This window comes from Leucobacter luti (assembly GCF_019464495.1).
GTDB classification, from domain to species: Bacteria; Actinomycetota; Actinomycetes; order Actinomycetales; family Microbacteriaceae; genus Leucobacter; species Leucobacter luti_A.
Window position 1 is genome coordinate 1,079,288 of the sequence record NZ_CP080492.1, and the last position, 13,993, is coordinate 1,093,280.

A 13,993-nucleotide genomic window follows, 5' to 3' on the forward strand; every position below is an offset into this window, starting at 1 on the left:
TCAGTCTAGCGACAGCTGATCCGGGAATGCTGAGCACCCCCGGATCAGCTGCGGTGTCTCGCGTGTCGCTACTTCACCAGCGGGAACAGGATCGTCTCGCGGATCCCCAGTCCAGTGATCGCCATCAGCAGGCGGTCCATGCCCATGCCCATGCCGCCAGACGGCGGCATGCCGTGCTCAAGCGCGCGCAGGAACTCCTCGTCGACGCTCATCGCCTCGTCATCGCCCCTGGCAGCCTCTGCGGCCTGCTGTACAAAGCGCTCGCGCTGCACCACAGGGTCGACGAGCTCGGAGTACCCTGTCGCCAGTTCGAAGCCACGGATGTAGAGATCCCACTTCTCGACGACACCGGGGATGGAGCGGTGATGGCGCGTCAGCGGGCTCGTCTCGAGCGGGAAGTCCATGACGAACGTGGGGCTCGTGAGCCCGTCCTTGACGAAGTGCTCCCACAGCTCTTCCACGAGCTTGCCGTGGTTCGGGAGCTTCACCTGCACGCCCTCAGCATCGGCGAGCGCCTGCAACTCAGCGACCGAGGTCTCAGGCGTAATCTCGCGCCCGGCTGCCTCGGACAACGTCCCGTACATCGAAATCCGCGCCCAGTCGCCGCCCAGGTCGAAGAGCGTGCCATCGGCCCACTCCACAACGTGCGTGCCCTCGCGCTCGGTGCCGACGTTCGCAGCGAGCGCGGCGTTCTGCACCAGATCCTGCGTGAGATCGGCGATCCCGTGGTAGTCGGTGTAGGCCTGGTACGCCTCGAGCATCGCGAACTCGGGGCTGTGCGTCGAGTCGGAGCCCTCATTGCGGAAGTTGCGGTTGATCTCGAAGACGCGCTCCAGGCCACCGACCACCGCGCGCTTCAGGTAGAGCTCGGGCGCAATCCGAAGAAACAGCTCAGTATCAAAGGCGTTCGAGTGCGTGACGAACGGGCGGGCACTCGCACCGCCGTGCATCGTCTGCAGCATCGGAGTCTCCGCCTCGATGAAATCGCGCTCGGCGAAGGTGTGCCGCAAGCTCGCCATGGTGCGAGCGCGGGTCACCACGTTGCGGCGGGCCTGTTCGCGCTGGATCAGATCGAGGTAGCGCTGACGTACCCGCGTCTCTTCGCTCAGCTCCGCGTACATGTTCGGCAGCGGCGCGAGCGCCTTTGCGGCGATCTGCCACTCTTTGACCATGATCGACAGCTCGCCGCGACGGCTCGAAATGACCTCGCCGCTCACAAACAGGTGATCGCCGAGATCGACGAGCTCCTTGTATGCCGCGAGCGATGCTTCACCCACACCAGCGAGGCTCACCATCGCCTGGATCCGGGTACCGTCACCTGCCTGCAGCGAGGCGAAGCACAGCTTGCCCGTGTTGCGCTGGAACACGACTCGTCCGGCGAGCCCGACGATCACGCCGGAGACGGTATCCGGGTGCTCCTCCAGGTGGCCCCACTCGGCCCGCACGGCGGGGATCGTGGTGGTCACGGGAACGACGACCGGATAGGCTCCGCCCGCGAGCTCAGCACCCTCATTAAGTTTGTCGCGCTTCTCGAGGCGCACGCGCTTCTGCTCGAAGATTTCCTCGGCACTGATAGCCGGGGTTGACTCAGCAGTGGTGGCCTCGGCTGGTGTGGCCTGGGCCGGTGCGCCTGCGGCACTCTGATCGCTCATGCGGGTGGATCCTCCGTGGGTGTTGACGTACCCGGCCCATCCTACGCCAGTGGCTCGGGCGGGAAGCCGTCTCCCCGTCGCGCGCCGCGGCGGCGAGCAGTTCCTCCTCGATCGCTGCGCGCACAACTCCGCCAGCGAGCCGGTCGGGGCGCTCGATGCCGAGCTCACGCAGCGCGTCAGTCGCCTGACGCACGACGGCGCGGGAGAGCTCTCCCGCCGCCGTGATCGCGTCAGCGTAGGCCGCGCGATCCTGCTCGCGCACGATCACGGGCTCGGCGCCCATCTCCACTGCGAGCGCCTGCCCGATCGGGAGCACTGGCCCCGGAGCCGTGACCGCAATCGTCGCGCCCGACAGCCTGGCAAGGTCAAGACTGGTGCCGGTAAACACGATCGCGGGGTGCAGAGCGAGTGGGATGACGCCCGCCGCCATCGCCGGCGCGAGCACAGCCGTGCCGTGCTCCGGCGCGGTATGAATCACCAGTTGCCCCGGCTGCCACGATCCTGTGGCCGCGAGACCTGCGGCGAGTGACGCGAGTTCGTCCCCTGGGATCGCGAGCAGCACAAGCTCAGATCGTCGCACCACCTCTGGCACGTCGAGAATCGGAACGCCGGGCAGCATGCTTTCGACACGCTCTCGACTTTCCTCGCTCACCGCAGAGATCCCGGTGATCGCGTGTCCGGCGCCAGCGAGCGCTCGCGCGAGCACAGGCCCGACGCGGCCTGCACCAATAATGCCGACCCCGAGCCGCGACTCCTGCACGCCAGTGCTCACTCGGCGTGCCTGCCGGGAGAGCTCGGCGGAGCAGCATCAGCGTGAGCCTCCACAGCAGCAGCGTGACCCTCCACAGCAGCATCAGCCACAGCGGGAGGCTCAGCGGGAGACTCAGCGGGAGACTCAGCAACACCGGCTGTTTCACGCACAGCCGGAGCTGCCATGGCCACCGCGTGGGCCCGCGCAAGGCGCGCAGCCTCGGCGCCCTGGATCCGCAGCACGGCCGCCGAGAGCGCGTCGAACGCCGCCCGCGCTGAGCCGAGATCGAGCCCGCGCATGGTCATCTGCACCGGCCCGAGCAGCGTGTGCGCCTGAATCGAGGCCAGACCGAGCATCCGATGGACGAGCGGCCGGCGCAACTGCACTGACTGGGTGCGCACGATCGGCATGATCGAGAGTGTGCGGGTCATCACACCGCGACGGATCCGGAGCGTCGCATCCTCGCTGCCGAGTCCCTCGATTTTCAGCCCAGCGCGGCGACGGCCCAGCCACAGCACCCAGGCGGATCGGCGCCCCGCGCGCAGGTACCCCGTAGCTGGTCCGGTGAGACCATCGCGCAGCCCGGCGATTTCAGCTTCGTCGTCGCCGAGCCCGGGCAGCAGCGTGTCAATCACACGCAGCACATCGGCCTCGGTGCCAACCGGCAACACCACGTTCTGAGAGGCGTTTTGACCGGCCTGCGCCGCAGAGTGCCCAGCCGTTGTAATCCGCACCTTCCACCACCCCAGCGGCCGCCAGAACAGCGGCTGCTGTGCAACAACTGCGTGGATTCGCCCGAAGGGAATCGTCTCAGTCATCGTCGAGGTGAGGCCTGCGCCAGTGCGCACCGTATCGCGACCGCGCGAGAGCATGAAATTGAAGCCCTTGTTGAACTGGCCGATCATGATGCCGGCCATCACGATGAGCATCGGGATCACCGCAATGATGATGGCGGGTTCGATGATCGCGCCGCCAACGACGAGCACCACGACCACAATGACCAGCCAGACCGCCTCCCAGCTCAGCGCGATACTGCCGACCAGGCGGCCGACCGGCACTTTCACGAGCGCGTTCGCGGCGATCGCCTCCGGATCCACGTCCGAATCGGCGAACTCTTGCGCGCGACCCGCGAGTCCCGCGGTGTCGGGCGCGTGCACGTAACCGTCATATCCGACGGCGCCAGGGGCCTGAATCTCAGTGATCGGAAGCGCGGCCGCCTCATCTCCGCGGCGCTTCTCTGCCGCGCGGCGCAGGATCTGCTCGCGCACGGTCTTCGCGTCACGATGCCCGAGGTAGGCGAGTTCGACCGTGCCGCCCTGCCCGCCGGTGACAACCTGAATCTTGGTGAGCCCAAGCGCGCGTGCAAGCATCGGACGCTGCAGGTTGACGCTCTGGATTCGCTCGAGCGGAGCGCGGCGGTGATTGCGGAACAGTACGCCATTGCGCGCCTCGACCGCCTCTGAGCCGAGCCGGTACGTCGTGAACCGCCATGAGACCCAAGAAAACACGACAATCACGAGGACGATGGCAAGAATCCCGCCGAGTACCACGAGTAAGAGCCCGCGCTCGAAGATGTAGTCGATCGCGTCAGGCTCGCTCATCAATTCCGAGGAGCTGTCCTCACCGAAGAACCGATCGGCGAAAAAGAACTCGACGAAGCGATCACGGAAGTTCGCGATGAAAATGCCGGCAACAACAACGAGCGCTAGGCCACCACGCAGCAGCGGCGACAGCGGGTGCATCCGGCGCCAGCCATCCGCGTCCGCTGTGCCGGGAAGTGCGGCAGCGGGAGCAACGGTCGCAGCCGCGGCGGCTGTAGGATCACCAGCAGGAACTGCAGCAGCGGGATCAGCTACAGGACCAGCTACAGGATCAGCAGCAGCGGGGTCGACCGCACCCCGCTCGGGTTCGTGGTGCTCGCTCACAGACCGGACCGCCGCGTCTCGGCCAGCGCCACGAGCCGGTCCCGCAGCGCCTCTGCCTCGTCGACTCGCAACCCTGGCAACTGCACACCGGTCGCAGCTGAGGCGGTCACGAATTTCAGTGTCGCGAGACCGAGGGCGCGCAACAGCGGGCCACGCGTCACATCGACGAGCTGCAGCCTGCCGTAGGGCACCGCGACGATGCGCTCGAACATGATCCCGCGCCGGAACAGGAGATCATCTTCCCGCAGGATGTACCCGATCGCGCGCACGCGGCGGAACGCGAACAGCGAGTTCACCAGCAGCACAAGCACAATCGCGCCGATGATCAACAGCGGGATCAGCGGATCCTCCGCATTGAGCAACACCAGCACGGTGGGCACGACGCCTGCGACGAGCACGAGCACGAGGTTCACGATGAGGTCTGCCCAGGCATACGAGGGCGACACGCGCTGCCACTCGGCTGCCCCCGGGGCCACTCGGTTGCGGGCGCGGGAATCGGGGTTGCGGCATCCTGCGGCACGGCTTCTGTAGTCACAGTTCAAGCCTAGGCCACGCAGGCCACCTTGCTACGGTTTGCGGTACGCAGTCTGTCCGCTAGGGCCGGCCTCTGGCTCGCTGGCCTCAGGCGTATCGCCATCGCCAGGCGGGATCCGGCACAGGTGCTCGGTGATTGCAGCGCACACGACGAGCGCAGCACCGGTCGCGAACACGAGCACCATCGGTAACCAGCTACTCACGGGCGCAGGGACGCTGCGTCCGAGGAGCGAGAGCGCGAGCCCGCCTCCAAAGCCGCCGAGGAACCCGCCGACAAGCTGGCCGGCCCGCGCCGTCGCGAGCAGCCGGACCGCGAGGAACGGGTTGACCGCGCCGGCGCGCTTCAGCACCGTTCGGCGCAGCCTGATCCCGAGCGTCAGCAGGACTCCTGCAATCAACGCAAGCATGATCGCGAGCGACAGCGGCGGCACAAACGGCGCCGCGCCGCGCCCGGACAGTGCGAACTGCACGACCAGCCCGATCGCGATACCCATCGCAGCAGCCGCGAGAGTCACGAGCGGATTCATACGCTCATCACTGCGCATCGGGAACCTCCTGGTCGCGGTCGAGCGTGGGGGCCGTTGTGTCGCCAATCCGGTGCAGCAGCTCGGCCACCCGCCCGTGACCCATGAGCACGGCGTTGGGGTCGAGCGCAAGCCACGGCGCCAGCACGAAGTCGCGCTCGTGTGCGCGCGGATGCGGCACCGTGAGGCGCTCGTCCTGTATGACGCGGCCGCCGAAAAGAATAATGTCGATGTCGAGGGTGCGGTCCCCCAGCGCACCTCCCGCGTGCGGCCGTGCACTGCTTCGACCCGTTGCACCACGTCGAGCAGCTCATGCGGCGTCAGTGTGGTTTCGGCCGTCGCAACGCCGTTGAGGTAGCGCGGCGCATCCGGATCAGGCCCGGTAGTCGTGAGCGCGACGGTCTCCCGCAGCGGTGAGGCCCGCAGATTCGAGATCCCGGGCTCGCGTGCGAGCGCAGCCTGGGCGGCCTGGATCGTCTCACCGCGGTCCCCGAGATTCGCTCGAACGCGAGCAGGATGGGAACCACCTGTGCGATCACAGCGCTGGCCTTCGGACAATGGAAACGGAGACGTCGGCGAACGTCGCCTCGATCGGGGCGTCAGGCTTATGCACGGTAATACGCGCTTCGCGCACGCCTGGGAAGCGAAGCGCCACGCCTGCGATCCGCTCGGCGACGGTCTCGATCAGGTCGACGGGATCGCGCTCAACCGCAGCGACGATCGCCGAGGCGAGCTCGCCGTAGTGCACCGTCTGGGCCAGCGCGTCCCCCGCGGCGGCCGCGCTCAGGTCTACACTCACCTCGGCGTCGATCACGAAGCGTTGGCCGCGCTCTCGCTCAAAGTCGAAGACGCCGTGGTGCGCGAACACTTCAAGCCCGGTGAGAGTGATGCGATCGGCGTTGTGGGGTGCTGGAGCATGATCGACTGCGGGGCCAGCGGGGCCAGCGGCGACAGCGCCAGCCGCCCACGCCCCGGCGACTGCGAGGGCCTGCGCGCTGCCTGACACGTCGTGGACGCGCACACCCCAGGCGCCAGCTCCGGCCGCGAGGGCGCTGACCACCGCGGTCGCCAGATCGCGCGGATCTGCGCCGGTGTGCGACCCTGCTCCCGCCTGCGGCGCAAGCTCAGCGAGCACTTCAGCGAGCATCCGTTTGCGCGAGGCGCCCACGAGCACCGGATAGCCGAGGCTCGTGAGCTGATCGAGCTGGGCGAGGAGGCGCCAGCCATCCGTGCCTGTCTTATCGAAGCCGAGACCTGGATCGAGCACCAGGTGCTCAGCGGCGACGCCAGCGGCGCGAGCTGCAGCTGCGAGCTGGGCCAGGGCACCGCGGACCTCTGCGACCACATCATCGTAGTCAGAGCGCTGGTGTGCGCGGTCCGGGATGCCCCGCCAATGGCCCACAATGAATGTCACGCCGTGGTCGCGGCTAGCCTCCGCTGCGACTCCCATCATGGCCGGATCGTGCAGGCCACCAGACACGTCATTGATATAGCGAGCGCCCGCCGCCACCGCTGCAGCAGCCGTCGTCGCGTGGATCGTGTCGATCGACACCGCAATGCCGGCGGCGGTGAGCGCGGTGATCACTGGGAGCACGCGCGCCTGTTCGTCCGCTGGGGACACAGGCGTCGCTCCGGGCCTGGTCGACTCGCCGCCGATGTCCACAATGTCAGCGCCCTGCGCCACCAACTCGTGCCCGCGCGCGATGGCGCGCTCGGTGGCGTGATAGACCCCGCCATCGCTGAACGAATCTGGCGTGACGTTGAGCACCCCGAGTAGCAGGGGGCGCACCTCGCCGCCACGCATCACGCCGAGCTGCTTCCGAGCGCAGTGGCTCGGCCAAGCAGAGCGAACACTGCGGCCTGCGCCTGCGGATCCGAGAGCGTGCCGCGCGAGGCAACCGTCACGGCGAGCGCTTCCGTCTGGCGCACACCGCGGTCCGCAACGCAGCCGTGGCTCGCCTCGAGCACCACAAGCACGCCAAGCGGATCCAGCCCGTCAACGAGGGTCTGGGCAATCTGCTCCCCCAGCCGTTCCTGCACCTGCGGGCGAGCTGCGAGCACATCAACAATGCGCGGAATCGCGCTCAGCCCCACCACGCGACCGCCCGGGCGGTATGCGACATGAGCGCGACCGCGGAACGGGAGCAGGTGGTGCTCGCACACCGAGCGCAACACGATGTCGCGGACGAGCACCAGCTCTCCGGTGTCCTCGCCAACCGGGACCGCGTCGCTGAGGAAACCGGATGGATCCTGGCCGACACCCGCGAAAAACTCAGCGTAGGAGTCGGCCACCCGGAACGGCGTACTCGCCAGTTCCGGGCTATCGGGGTCCGATCCGATCGCGCTCAGCAGCTCACGGACCGCCGCAGCGATCCGCTCACGATCAACGGTCTCGTTCATAGTGGTTACCGGGAATCTCCGCCGTCTTCGGTGTCCGTGACCGGGCGCACGCCGAGGTTGCGGGGCGGTTCAGACGAGCTGGGAGCGGCGGGAGCATCGGGCGCGGCCGGAGCGGCAACACCCGGCTCAGCAGTAGGAGTAGCGCCAGCCTCACCTGCGCCCGCATCACTCTGGGCAGACTCGGCGGCACCAGCACCAGCACCAGCACCAGCACCAGCCGCAGCCTCACCTTCAGCCGGAGCATCCTCCATCGCGAGTACTCCGTCTGTGCGCAGCACAGCCGGCACGTCGATCGGGGGTCGGTTCGAGACCGGGCGATCCCCGTGGGAGAGCCAGATCGGGCGCTCAGGCAACTTCTGCACATCGCGGAAGATCTCAGCGATCTGGTTGTGGTCCAGCGTCTCCTTCTCGAGAAGCTCGCGCGCGAGCCGATCGAGCACGTCGCGGTTCTGCATGAGCGCGTCGTACGCCTCATTGTGCGCTTGTTCGAGCAGCGCGCGCACTTCGGTGTCGACGGACACCGCGACGCCCTCGGAGTAGTCGCGGCTCTGGCCGAACTCGCCCATGAAGGCACCTGGCTGGGCCTGACCCAGCTTGACAGGACCAATCGAGGCGGACATCCCGTACTCAGTAACCATCTTGCGCGCGGTGCTCGTGGCTTTCTCGATGTCGTTCCCCGCTCCCGTAGTCGGGTCGTGGAACACCATCTCCTCAGCGACACGACCGCCCAGGGCATAGGCAAGCTGATCCAGCAGCTCGTTCCGAGTGATTGAGTACTTATCCTCGAGCGGAATCACCATCGTGTAGCCGAGCGCGCGGCCACGGGGCAGGATCGTGATCTTCGTGACGGGGTCGGTGTGGTTCAGCGCAGCTGCCACCAAGGCGTGGCCGCCCTCGTGGTAGGCAGTGATCAACTTTTCTTGATCCTTCATCACCCGGGTGCGGCGCTGTGGGCCAGCGATCACTCGATCGATCGCCTCATCGAGCGCACGGTTGTCGATCAGCTGTGCGTTCGAGCGCGCGGTGAGCAGCGCTGCCTCGTTCAGCACGTTCGCGAGGTCAGCACCGGAGAACCCGGGCGTCTTCCGCGCGACGACCGCAAGGTCGACGTTTTGCGAGAGCGGCTTCCCCTTCGAGTGGACCTGCAGAATCTTGAGGCGGCCCGGCATGTCCGGAGCATCGACGCCGATCTGGCGATCGAAGCGACCCGGGCGCAGCAGCGCTGGGTCCAGCATGTCCGGCCGGTTCGTCGCGGCGATCATGATGACGTTCGTCTTCGGATCGAAGCCGTCCATTTCGACGAGCAGCTGATTCAGCGTCTGCTCCCGCTCGTCGTGGCCACCGCCCATGCCCTGCCCGCGGCGCTGGCCTACCGCATCGATCTCATCAATGAAGATGATGGCGGGCGAGTTCGCCTTGGCTTCTTTGAAGAGGTCGCGGACACGGCTCGCGCCGACGCCGACAAACATTTCGACGAAGTCCGAACCGGAGATTGTGTAGAACGGAACCCCGGCTTCTCCTGCGACAGCGCGTGCCAGCAGGGTCTTGCCGGTTCCTGGCGGGCCGTACAGCAGCACACCCTTCGGGATACGCGCGCCGACGGCTTGGAAGCGTGTCGCGTCCTGGAGAAAGTCTTTGATCTCGTGCAGTTCTTCGACGGCCTCGTCTGCGCCTGCCACATCATCGAAGGTGACCTGCGGGGTCTCCTTCGAGACGAGCTTCGCCTTTGACTTGCCGAACTGCATCACACCGCGGCCGCCACCCTGCATGGAGGAGAGCATCCACCACAGCAACAAGCCGATGAGGATCAGGGGAATCAGGAATCCGAGCAAGGACCACAGCGGGTTCGGCTGTGGCACCTTGTCGGTAAAGCCATCCTTCAGCTTCGCATCAGTAACCGCGTCAACCACCGCTTCGCCGCGCTGCGAAACGTAGTAAAAGTACACCTCATCGCTGCCGGCCTTCTTGTCAGCCTTGGTCAGCGTGAGGTTGACACGCTGATCCCCATCGATGATCTCAGCCTGCTTGGCCTTGCCATCGGCAAGCAGTTCCAGGCCTTGCTGAGTTGAGACCTCGCGCACGTTGCCGCCGGACAGCAGCGACCAGCCCAAGAGCACGATGAGCGGTGCAAGGACCAAATAGAGGAGCGGGCCGCGGAACAGCTTCTTGCTCTTCGACGCGCTCTTCGGGGAATTCTCTGCCAAGTCAGGGCCTTTCGAAATAGGCGTGCCGGAAATCTCCAGCCGATGCAAGCGTAGCCAATACCGCTGACTTCACGCTGGTGAAGCCTGTTTGTCCGCTCAGGGCGCACGCGGATTCCGGCCCGAGGGACACTCGGGCCGGGTCGGTGCTACTCCTCGCCGCCGTACACGTGGGGGGCCAGAACCGCCACGTCACGGAGGTTGCGGTAGTTCTCCGCATAGTCGAGACCGTAGCCGACCACGAACTGCACAGGGATATCAAAGCCAACATACGCAACGTCGACCTGCACCTTCAGCGCCTCAGGCTTGCGGAGCATCGTGCAGATGCGCACCGACTTCGCGCCGCGACTCTCCAGGTTTTCCTTCAGCCACGAGAGCGTGAGTCCAGAGTCGATGATGTCTTCGACGATCAGCACATCACGTCCGGCGATGTCGGCGTCAAGGTCCTTCAGAATCTTGACGACTCCGCTCGACTTCGTGCCAGCGCCGTACGAGGAGACGGCCATCCAATCCATCTGCGCGTGGAAACGCAGCTCCCGGGCGAGATCGGCCATCACCATCACAGCGCCCTTGAGGACGCCGACAAGCAGCGGCGGCTCTTCGGGGTAGTCGGCCTCAATCTCGCGAGCCATCTCGGCCAGGCGAGCGAGCAGCTCAGCTTCGGTGTGCAGTACTACGGTGAGGTCATTGCCCAGGTGAGTCGCGTCCATGTGCCTATTTTAGACCGGACCGCTGACGGCTTCCTCACTCTTTGCTGCGCCGGACGCAGTTTCCGGCGTCACAGCGCAGTACGAGGCGATCCGCGCTGCGCGCGGAACACGAGTGCGCCGGCCTCGCGTGTGACGGTCAGACCAGGCACGAACGCTGGGCCCTGGCCGCGCCAATCGGTGACAAGGGCGGCAACGGTGGCTGTGTGTGCCCGCCCGAGCTGCGCCCCGAAGTCGGCGCGCGCCGCCCGTCGAATCACTCGGTTGCGCAGTGCGCTCGGGAGCGCCGCGAGCCCGTCGATGTCGAGCGTCACCGGGTCTGCCGAGATGCGCAGGCGCTCCAGGGCAGCGCAGGCAAGTTCGTCAAGCGCGGCGGCGTCCTCTGCGGCCAAGTCAGCTGTGCGGGCAAGAGCCGCTGCCACACCCGGCCCAAGCTCCGCCTCGAGCACCGGCAGCACGCGATCTCGCACTCGCACTCGCGTATACGCTGGGTCGCTATTGTGCGGGTCCTGCCAGGGGCGCAACTGCTGCAACGCGCAGGCTGCAACCGTGGTCTCCCGCGTGATCTCCGGCTCCCGCGCGAGAAACGGTCGCAGGAGCGTGCAGTTTGCCGTGAGAGGCCGCTCTTCCGGGATCCCCGCAACGCTTCGCGTTCCAGAGCCGCGCGCGAGCCCGAGCAGCACCTGTTCCGCCTGGTCACTGCGTGTGTGCGCAGTGAGCATCCAGCTGGCCCCAAGCTCAGTGGCCGCCGTGGCCAGCGCGGCGTATCGTGCCTCACGGGCCGCGTTTTCTGGCCCTCCACCCGAAGCACCGGGCCCCGCTCCGGTCTCCCTCCTGGCGTCGGCACGAAAACCCGCCGCACCAGCACGGGCGCGAGACCCAATTCAATCGCGCGATCCGCGGCCTGAGCAGCAACAGCGGCTGAGCCTTCCTGCAAGCCGTGGTCCACGATGACGGCTCCCGCGCGGATTCCCACCCGAGGCGCCTCATATGCGAGCGCAGCAGCGAGCGCAAGCGAGTCAGCTCCCCGGAGAGCGCGACGAGTGCGAGCGGCGGTTCCCCCTCACCGTTCCGCTCAAGCCCACGCAGCACACGCCGCACCGCGCGGCGGGTGTCGAGAAGTGGCAGGTCTCTGTGCATTACTTCAGGCTATCCCGCGTCGGGTAGCCTGGTGCCTGCACTATTGAGCTGGGGCCGGGCGCCGCCCACCCGCAATCACAATTCGAAGGAGCGCGCATGACCGCAGCATTCGACGCCGTCGTGGAGATCCCCAAGGGGAGCCGCAACAAGTACGAGATCGACCACGAGACCGGACGGGTGTACCTCGACCGCGTGCTCTACACCGGGTTCGTCTACCCGACCGATTACGGCTTCTTCGAGGACACCCTCGGCGAGGACGGGGACCCGCTCGACGTACTCGTGCTCCTCGACTACCCGGTCTACCCCGGCGTGGGGATCAAGGTGCGCCCCGTAGGCGTGCTCAAGATGAGCGACGAGGCAGGCGGCGACGACAAGGTCATCGCTGTGCAGCACAAGGATCCGCGCTGGGCGCACATCCAGGACGTCGCCGATATCCCGGAGTACACCCGCAAGGAGATTGAGCACTTCTTCGAGCACTACAAGGATCTTGAGCCCAGCAAGTGGGTCAAGGTCGATGCGTGGGGCTCGGCTGCGGACGCGGAAACTCTCATTGTTGAGGCGCAGGAGCGTCTCGCTGCGCAGGGGCACTAAGCCCGATTTCCGCGGGCCGCGAGCGGTCCGCACTGCAGAAACGGGCCCGGGATCTTCACGATCCCGGGCCCGTTTCTGTGTATCCCGCCTAGAAGTTGATGTACCAGGCCGGGTTGACGAAGCCGTACCAGCCGTCGTCCTGGTTCAACCGCATCTCGAAGTGGAGGTGGCAGCCGGAACTCGCACCGGTGGAACCGACGTAGCCGATGAACTGGCCAGCTTCCACCCACTGGCCCGGCGCGACCGACGCCCATTCAGCCATGTGTGCGTAGCGCGTCTGCCACCCGCTCGGGTGGTTGATGGTGACCATATTGCCACCTGCGCCCCACTCCATGTAGGTCGCGCGAACCGTGCCGGCAGCAGCTGCAACAATGGGCGTGTAGCAGCCTGCTGCGAGGTCGATGCCCGTGTGGTCTGGACGTCCGGGAGGCGCGAAACCTTCAGAGACGTAGCTGTAGGCCGTGGGAAGCACCCAGCCGTTCGAGACGCCACCTCCGCCGTTGTTTCCGCCGCCATCGCCGCCGCCACCATCGCCGCCGCCGCCGCCATCGCCACCGCCGCCTCCAGCGTCGCCGCCGCCGCCGCTGTTATTCGCGTTCTCGGCGGCCTCTTGCTGCTGGCGGAGCAGTTCCGCCTGCTGCCTCGCGTACTCCTCCGCCTGCTTACGGAGGCGTTCTTGCTCGGCCTTGCGACGCGCTTCCTCTTCTCGGAGGCGTTGCTCGTAGCCGTCGACGGTTTTCGCTGTGGTGTCCTTCAGCGCAGCGAGCTGGGCGCTCAGCTCGGTCTGCTGTTTCTCCTGCGCCTGGACTTTCTCGCCCTGGCCGACCATCGCGGCAGCTGCTGCCTCTTCTTTGGCCTTCACATCTGCGCGCAACGCTTCGCGCTCGTCTTCTGCGGCCTTCGCTTGCTTGCTGAGAGTGTCAGCGGTGTTCGCGGCCTGCTCTGCTTCCTCGGAAAGCTGGGTGTTCCGCTCGGTCGCCTTCGACATCGACGCGAGACGCTCAAGGAGGGCATCGGCGGTGTCCGCGTCGGCGTCGAGGAACAGCTCCATACTGCGATCCACGCCGCCCGAGCGATACATCTGCGCCACCAGCACTCCCGCGCGATCCGCGGCGTCTTCAGCTTGCTTCCGGCTCTCGACGGCTTGTGCGTTCAGCGTTTCCGCCTTCGCGGCAGCCGCTGCGAGGTTCTCTTCCGCCTGGTTCAGCTCTGCGACCTTGGTCGAGTGCAAGTTGCGGAGCCGTTCAAGTTCCTTTTCACCAGCGGCGATCAGACCCTCGATCTCAGTGACCTTCTTGGCCGCAGTGGCTTGGTTCTGCTTGGCAGCCTGCACGTCATCCCAGGTGGGCAGTTCTGCCGCCTGCGCAGGCGTGCTGGCGAGCTGGCCTCCTACTAGGAGACTCGCGGCAATGGCGAACACGCCAACCACCCCGGCTGCGCGTCTCCCCCAGCCGTTCTTCCGCTTCTGCATATTGCCTCGCATCCAGTTCCCGTCCCCGGGGCGTCGATTTCGCAACTCCGGGCAGAATAATCCATGTTTACGGTAGCACTCGTGGAACGCACACGCG

General features: G+C 66.6%; 12 protein-coding genes and 2 pseudogenes. 1 reads left to right on the plus strand and 13 read right to left on the minus strand.

Translation table 11 applies throughout. The features are described from left to right. Window positions 1-68: 68 nt before the first annotated feature. From lysS to tilS, 12 genes and pseudogenes are all read right to left on the minus strand, one after another. Window positions 69-1,652 (minus strand): lysine--tRNA ligase, encoded by a 1,584-nt coding sequence (gene lysS / locus K1X41_RS04905; RefSeq protein WP_220175449.1) that lies wholly within the window; start codon window positions 1,650-1,652, stop codon window positions 69-71. Then, a complete protein-coding gene (locus K1X41_RS04910; protein ID WP_220175450.1) occupies window positions 1,588-2,424 on the minus strand; it encodes a DUF2520 domain-containing protein in 837 nt (278 codons plus the stop codon). Before K1X41_RS04910 ends, lysS begins: the two co-directional genes overlap by 65 nt. Next, a complete protein-coding gene (locus K1X41_RS04915) occupies window positions 2,421-4,328 on the minus strand; it encodes a PH domain-containing protein (RefSeq protein ID WP_258566659.1) in 1,908 nt (635 codons plus the stop codon). The genes K1X41_RS04910 and K1X41_RS04915 overlap by 4 nt, the downstream gene beginning before the upstream one ends. Continuing rightward, a complete protein-coding gene (locus K1X41_RS04920; RefSeq protein ID WP_132205224.1) occupies window positions 4,325-4,774 on the minus strand; it encodes a PH domain-containing protein in 450 nt (149 codons plus the stop codon). Before K1X41_RS04920 ends, K1X41_RS04915 begins: the two co-directional genes overlap by 4 nt. 120 nt (window positions 4,775-4,894) lie before the next feature. Further along, window positions 4,895-5,407: a DUF3180 family protein gene (locus tag K1X41_RS04925; protein ID WP_133615962.1), complete on the minus strand. Its 513-nt coding sequence runs from the start codon at window positions 5,405-5,407 to the stop codon at window positions 4,895-4,897. Next, window positions 5,397-5,612: a 2-amino-4-hydroxy-6-hydroxymethyldihydropteridine diphosphokinase gene (locus K1X41_RS15395; RefSeq protein WP_396426511.1), complete on the minus strand. Its 216-nt coding sequence runs from the start codon at window positions 5,610-5,612 to the stop codon at window positions 5,397-5,399. Before K1X41_RS15395 ends, K1X41_RS04925 begins: the two co-directional genes overlap by 11 nt. After that, window positions 5,586-5,944: pseudogene (gene folK / locus K1X41_RS15400) on the minus strand (2-amino-4-hydroxy-6-hydroxymethyldihydropteridine diphosphokinase); the annotation flags it as partial. The pseudogene folK and the gene K1X41_RS15395, both read right to left, overlap by 27 nt. Continuing rightward, the gene (folP, locus tag K1X41_RS04935; RefSeq protein ID WP_220175781.1) at window positions 5,922-7,190 is read right to left on the minus strand and encodes a dihydropteroate synthase; all 1,269 of its coding nucleotides are present in this window, start codon (window positions 7,188-7,190) and stop codon (window positions 5,922-5,924) included. The gene folP and the pseudogene folK, both read right to left, overlap by 23 nt. Continuing rightward, window positions 7,190-7,786, minus strand: a complete 597-nt coding sequence (gene folE, locus K1X41_RS04940) for a GTP cyclohydrolase I (protein WP_132204543.1) — start codon at window positions 7,784-7,786, stop codon at window positions 7,190-7,192. The genes folP and folE overlap by 1 nt, the downstream gene beginning before the upstream one ends. A gap of 5 nt (window positions 7,787-7,791) precedes the next feature. Beyond that, window positions 7,792-9,990 (minus strand): ATP-dependent zinc metalloprotease FtsH, encoded by a 2,199-nt coding sequence (ftsH, locus tag K1X41_RS04945; RefSeq protein ID WP_220175452.1) that lies wholly within the window; start codon window positions 9,988-9,990, stop codon window positions 7,792-7,794. 146 nt (window positions 9,991-10,136) lie between these two features. Then, entirely contained in the window at window positions 10,137-10,697 is a 561-nt protein-coding gene (gene hpt / locus K1X41_RS04950; RefSeq protein ID WP_132204539.1) for a hypoxanthine phosphoribosyltransferase, read from the minus strand. Window positions 10,698-10,765: 68 nt separating this feature from the next. Then, a pseudogene (gene tilS / locus K1X41_RS04955) lies at window positions 10,766-11,834 on the minus strand (tRNA lysidine(34) synthetase TilS). 96 nt (window positions 11,835-11,930) lie between these two features. Between tilS and ppa the strand changes: the two are divergent. Further along, window positions 11,931-12,425, plus strand: a complete 495-nt coding sequence (gene ppa, locus K1X41_RS04960) for an inorganic diphosphatase (protein WP_132204535.1) — start codon at window positions 11,931-11,933, stop codon at window positions 12,423-12,425. An 88-nt stretch (window positions 12,426-12,513) separates the two neighbouring features. Here the strand turns inward: ppa and K1X41_RS04965 are convergent, their stop codons facing one another. Then, window positions 12,514-13,896 (minus strand): M23 family metallopeptidase, encoded by a 1,383-nt coding sequence (locus K1X41_RS04965; RefSeq protein WP_220175453.1) that lies wholly within the window; start codon window positions 13,894-13,896, stop codon window positions 12,514-12,516. Window positions 13,897-13,993 lie beyond the last annotated feature (97 nt).

What these genes read in the sequence shown, in the direction of transcription:
- lysS (WP_220175449.1), bottom strand. Translation starts at nt 1,652, where the DNA reads ATGAGCGATCAGAGTGCCGCAGGCGCACCGGCCCAGGCCACACCAGCC.
- K1X41_RS04925 (WP_133615962.1), bottom strand. Translation starts at nt 5,407, where the DNA reads ATGCGCAGTGATGAGCGTATGAATCCGCTCGTGACTCTCGCGGCTGCT.
- folP (WP_220175781.1), bottom strand. Translation starts at nt 7,190, where the DNA reads ATGCGTGGCGGCGAGGTGCGCCCCCTGCTACTCGGGGTGCTCAACGTC.
- folE (WP_132204543.1), bottom strand. Translation starts at nt 7,786, where the DNA reads ATGAACGAGACCGTTGATCGTGAGCGGATCGCTGCGGCGGTCCGTGAG.
- hpt (WP_132204539.1), bottom strand. Translation starts at nt 10,697, where the DNA reads ATGGACGCGACTCACCTGGGCAATGACCTCACCGTAGTACTGCACACC.
- ppa (WP_132204535.1), top strand. Translation starts at nt 11,931, where the DNA reads ATGACCGCAGCATTCGACGCCGTCGTGGAGATCCCCAAGGGGAGCCGC.
- K1X41_RS04965 (WP_220175453.1), bottom strand. Translation starts at nt 13,896, where the DNA reads ATGCAGAAGCGGAAGAACGGCTGGGGGAGACGCGCAGCCGGGGTGGTT.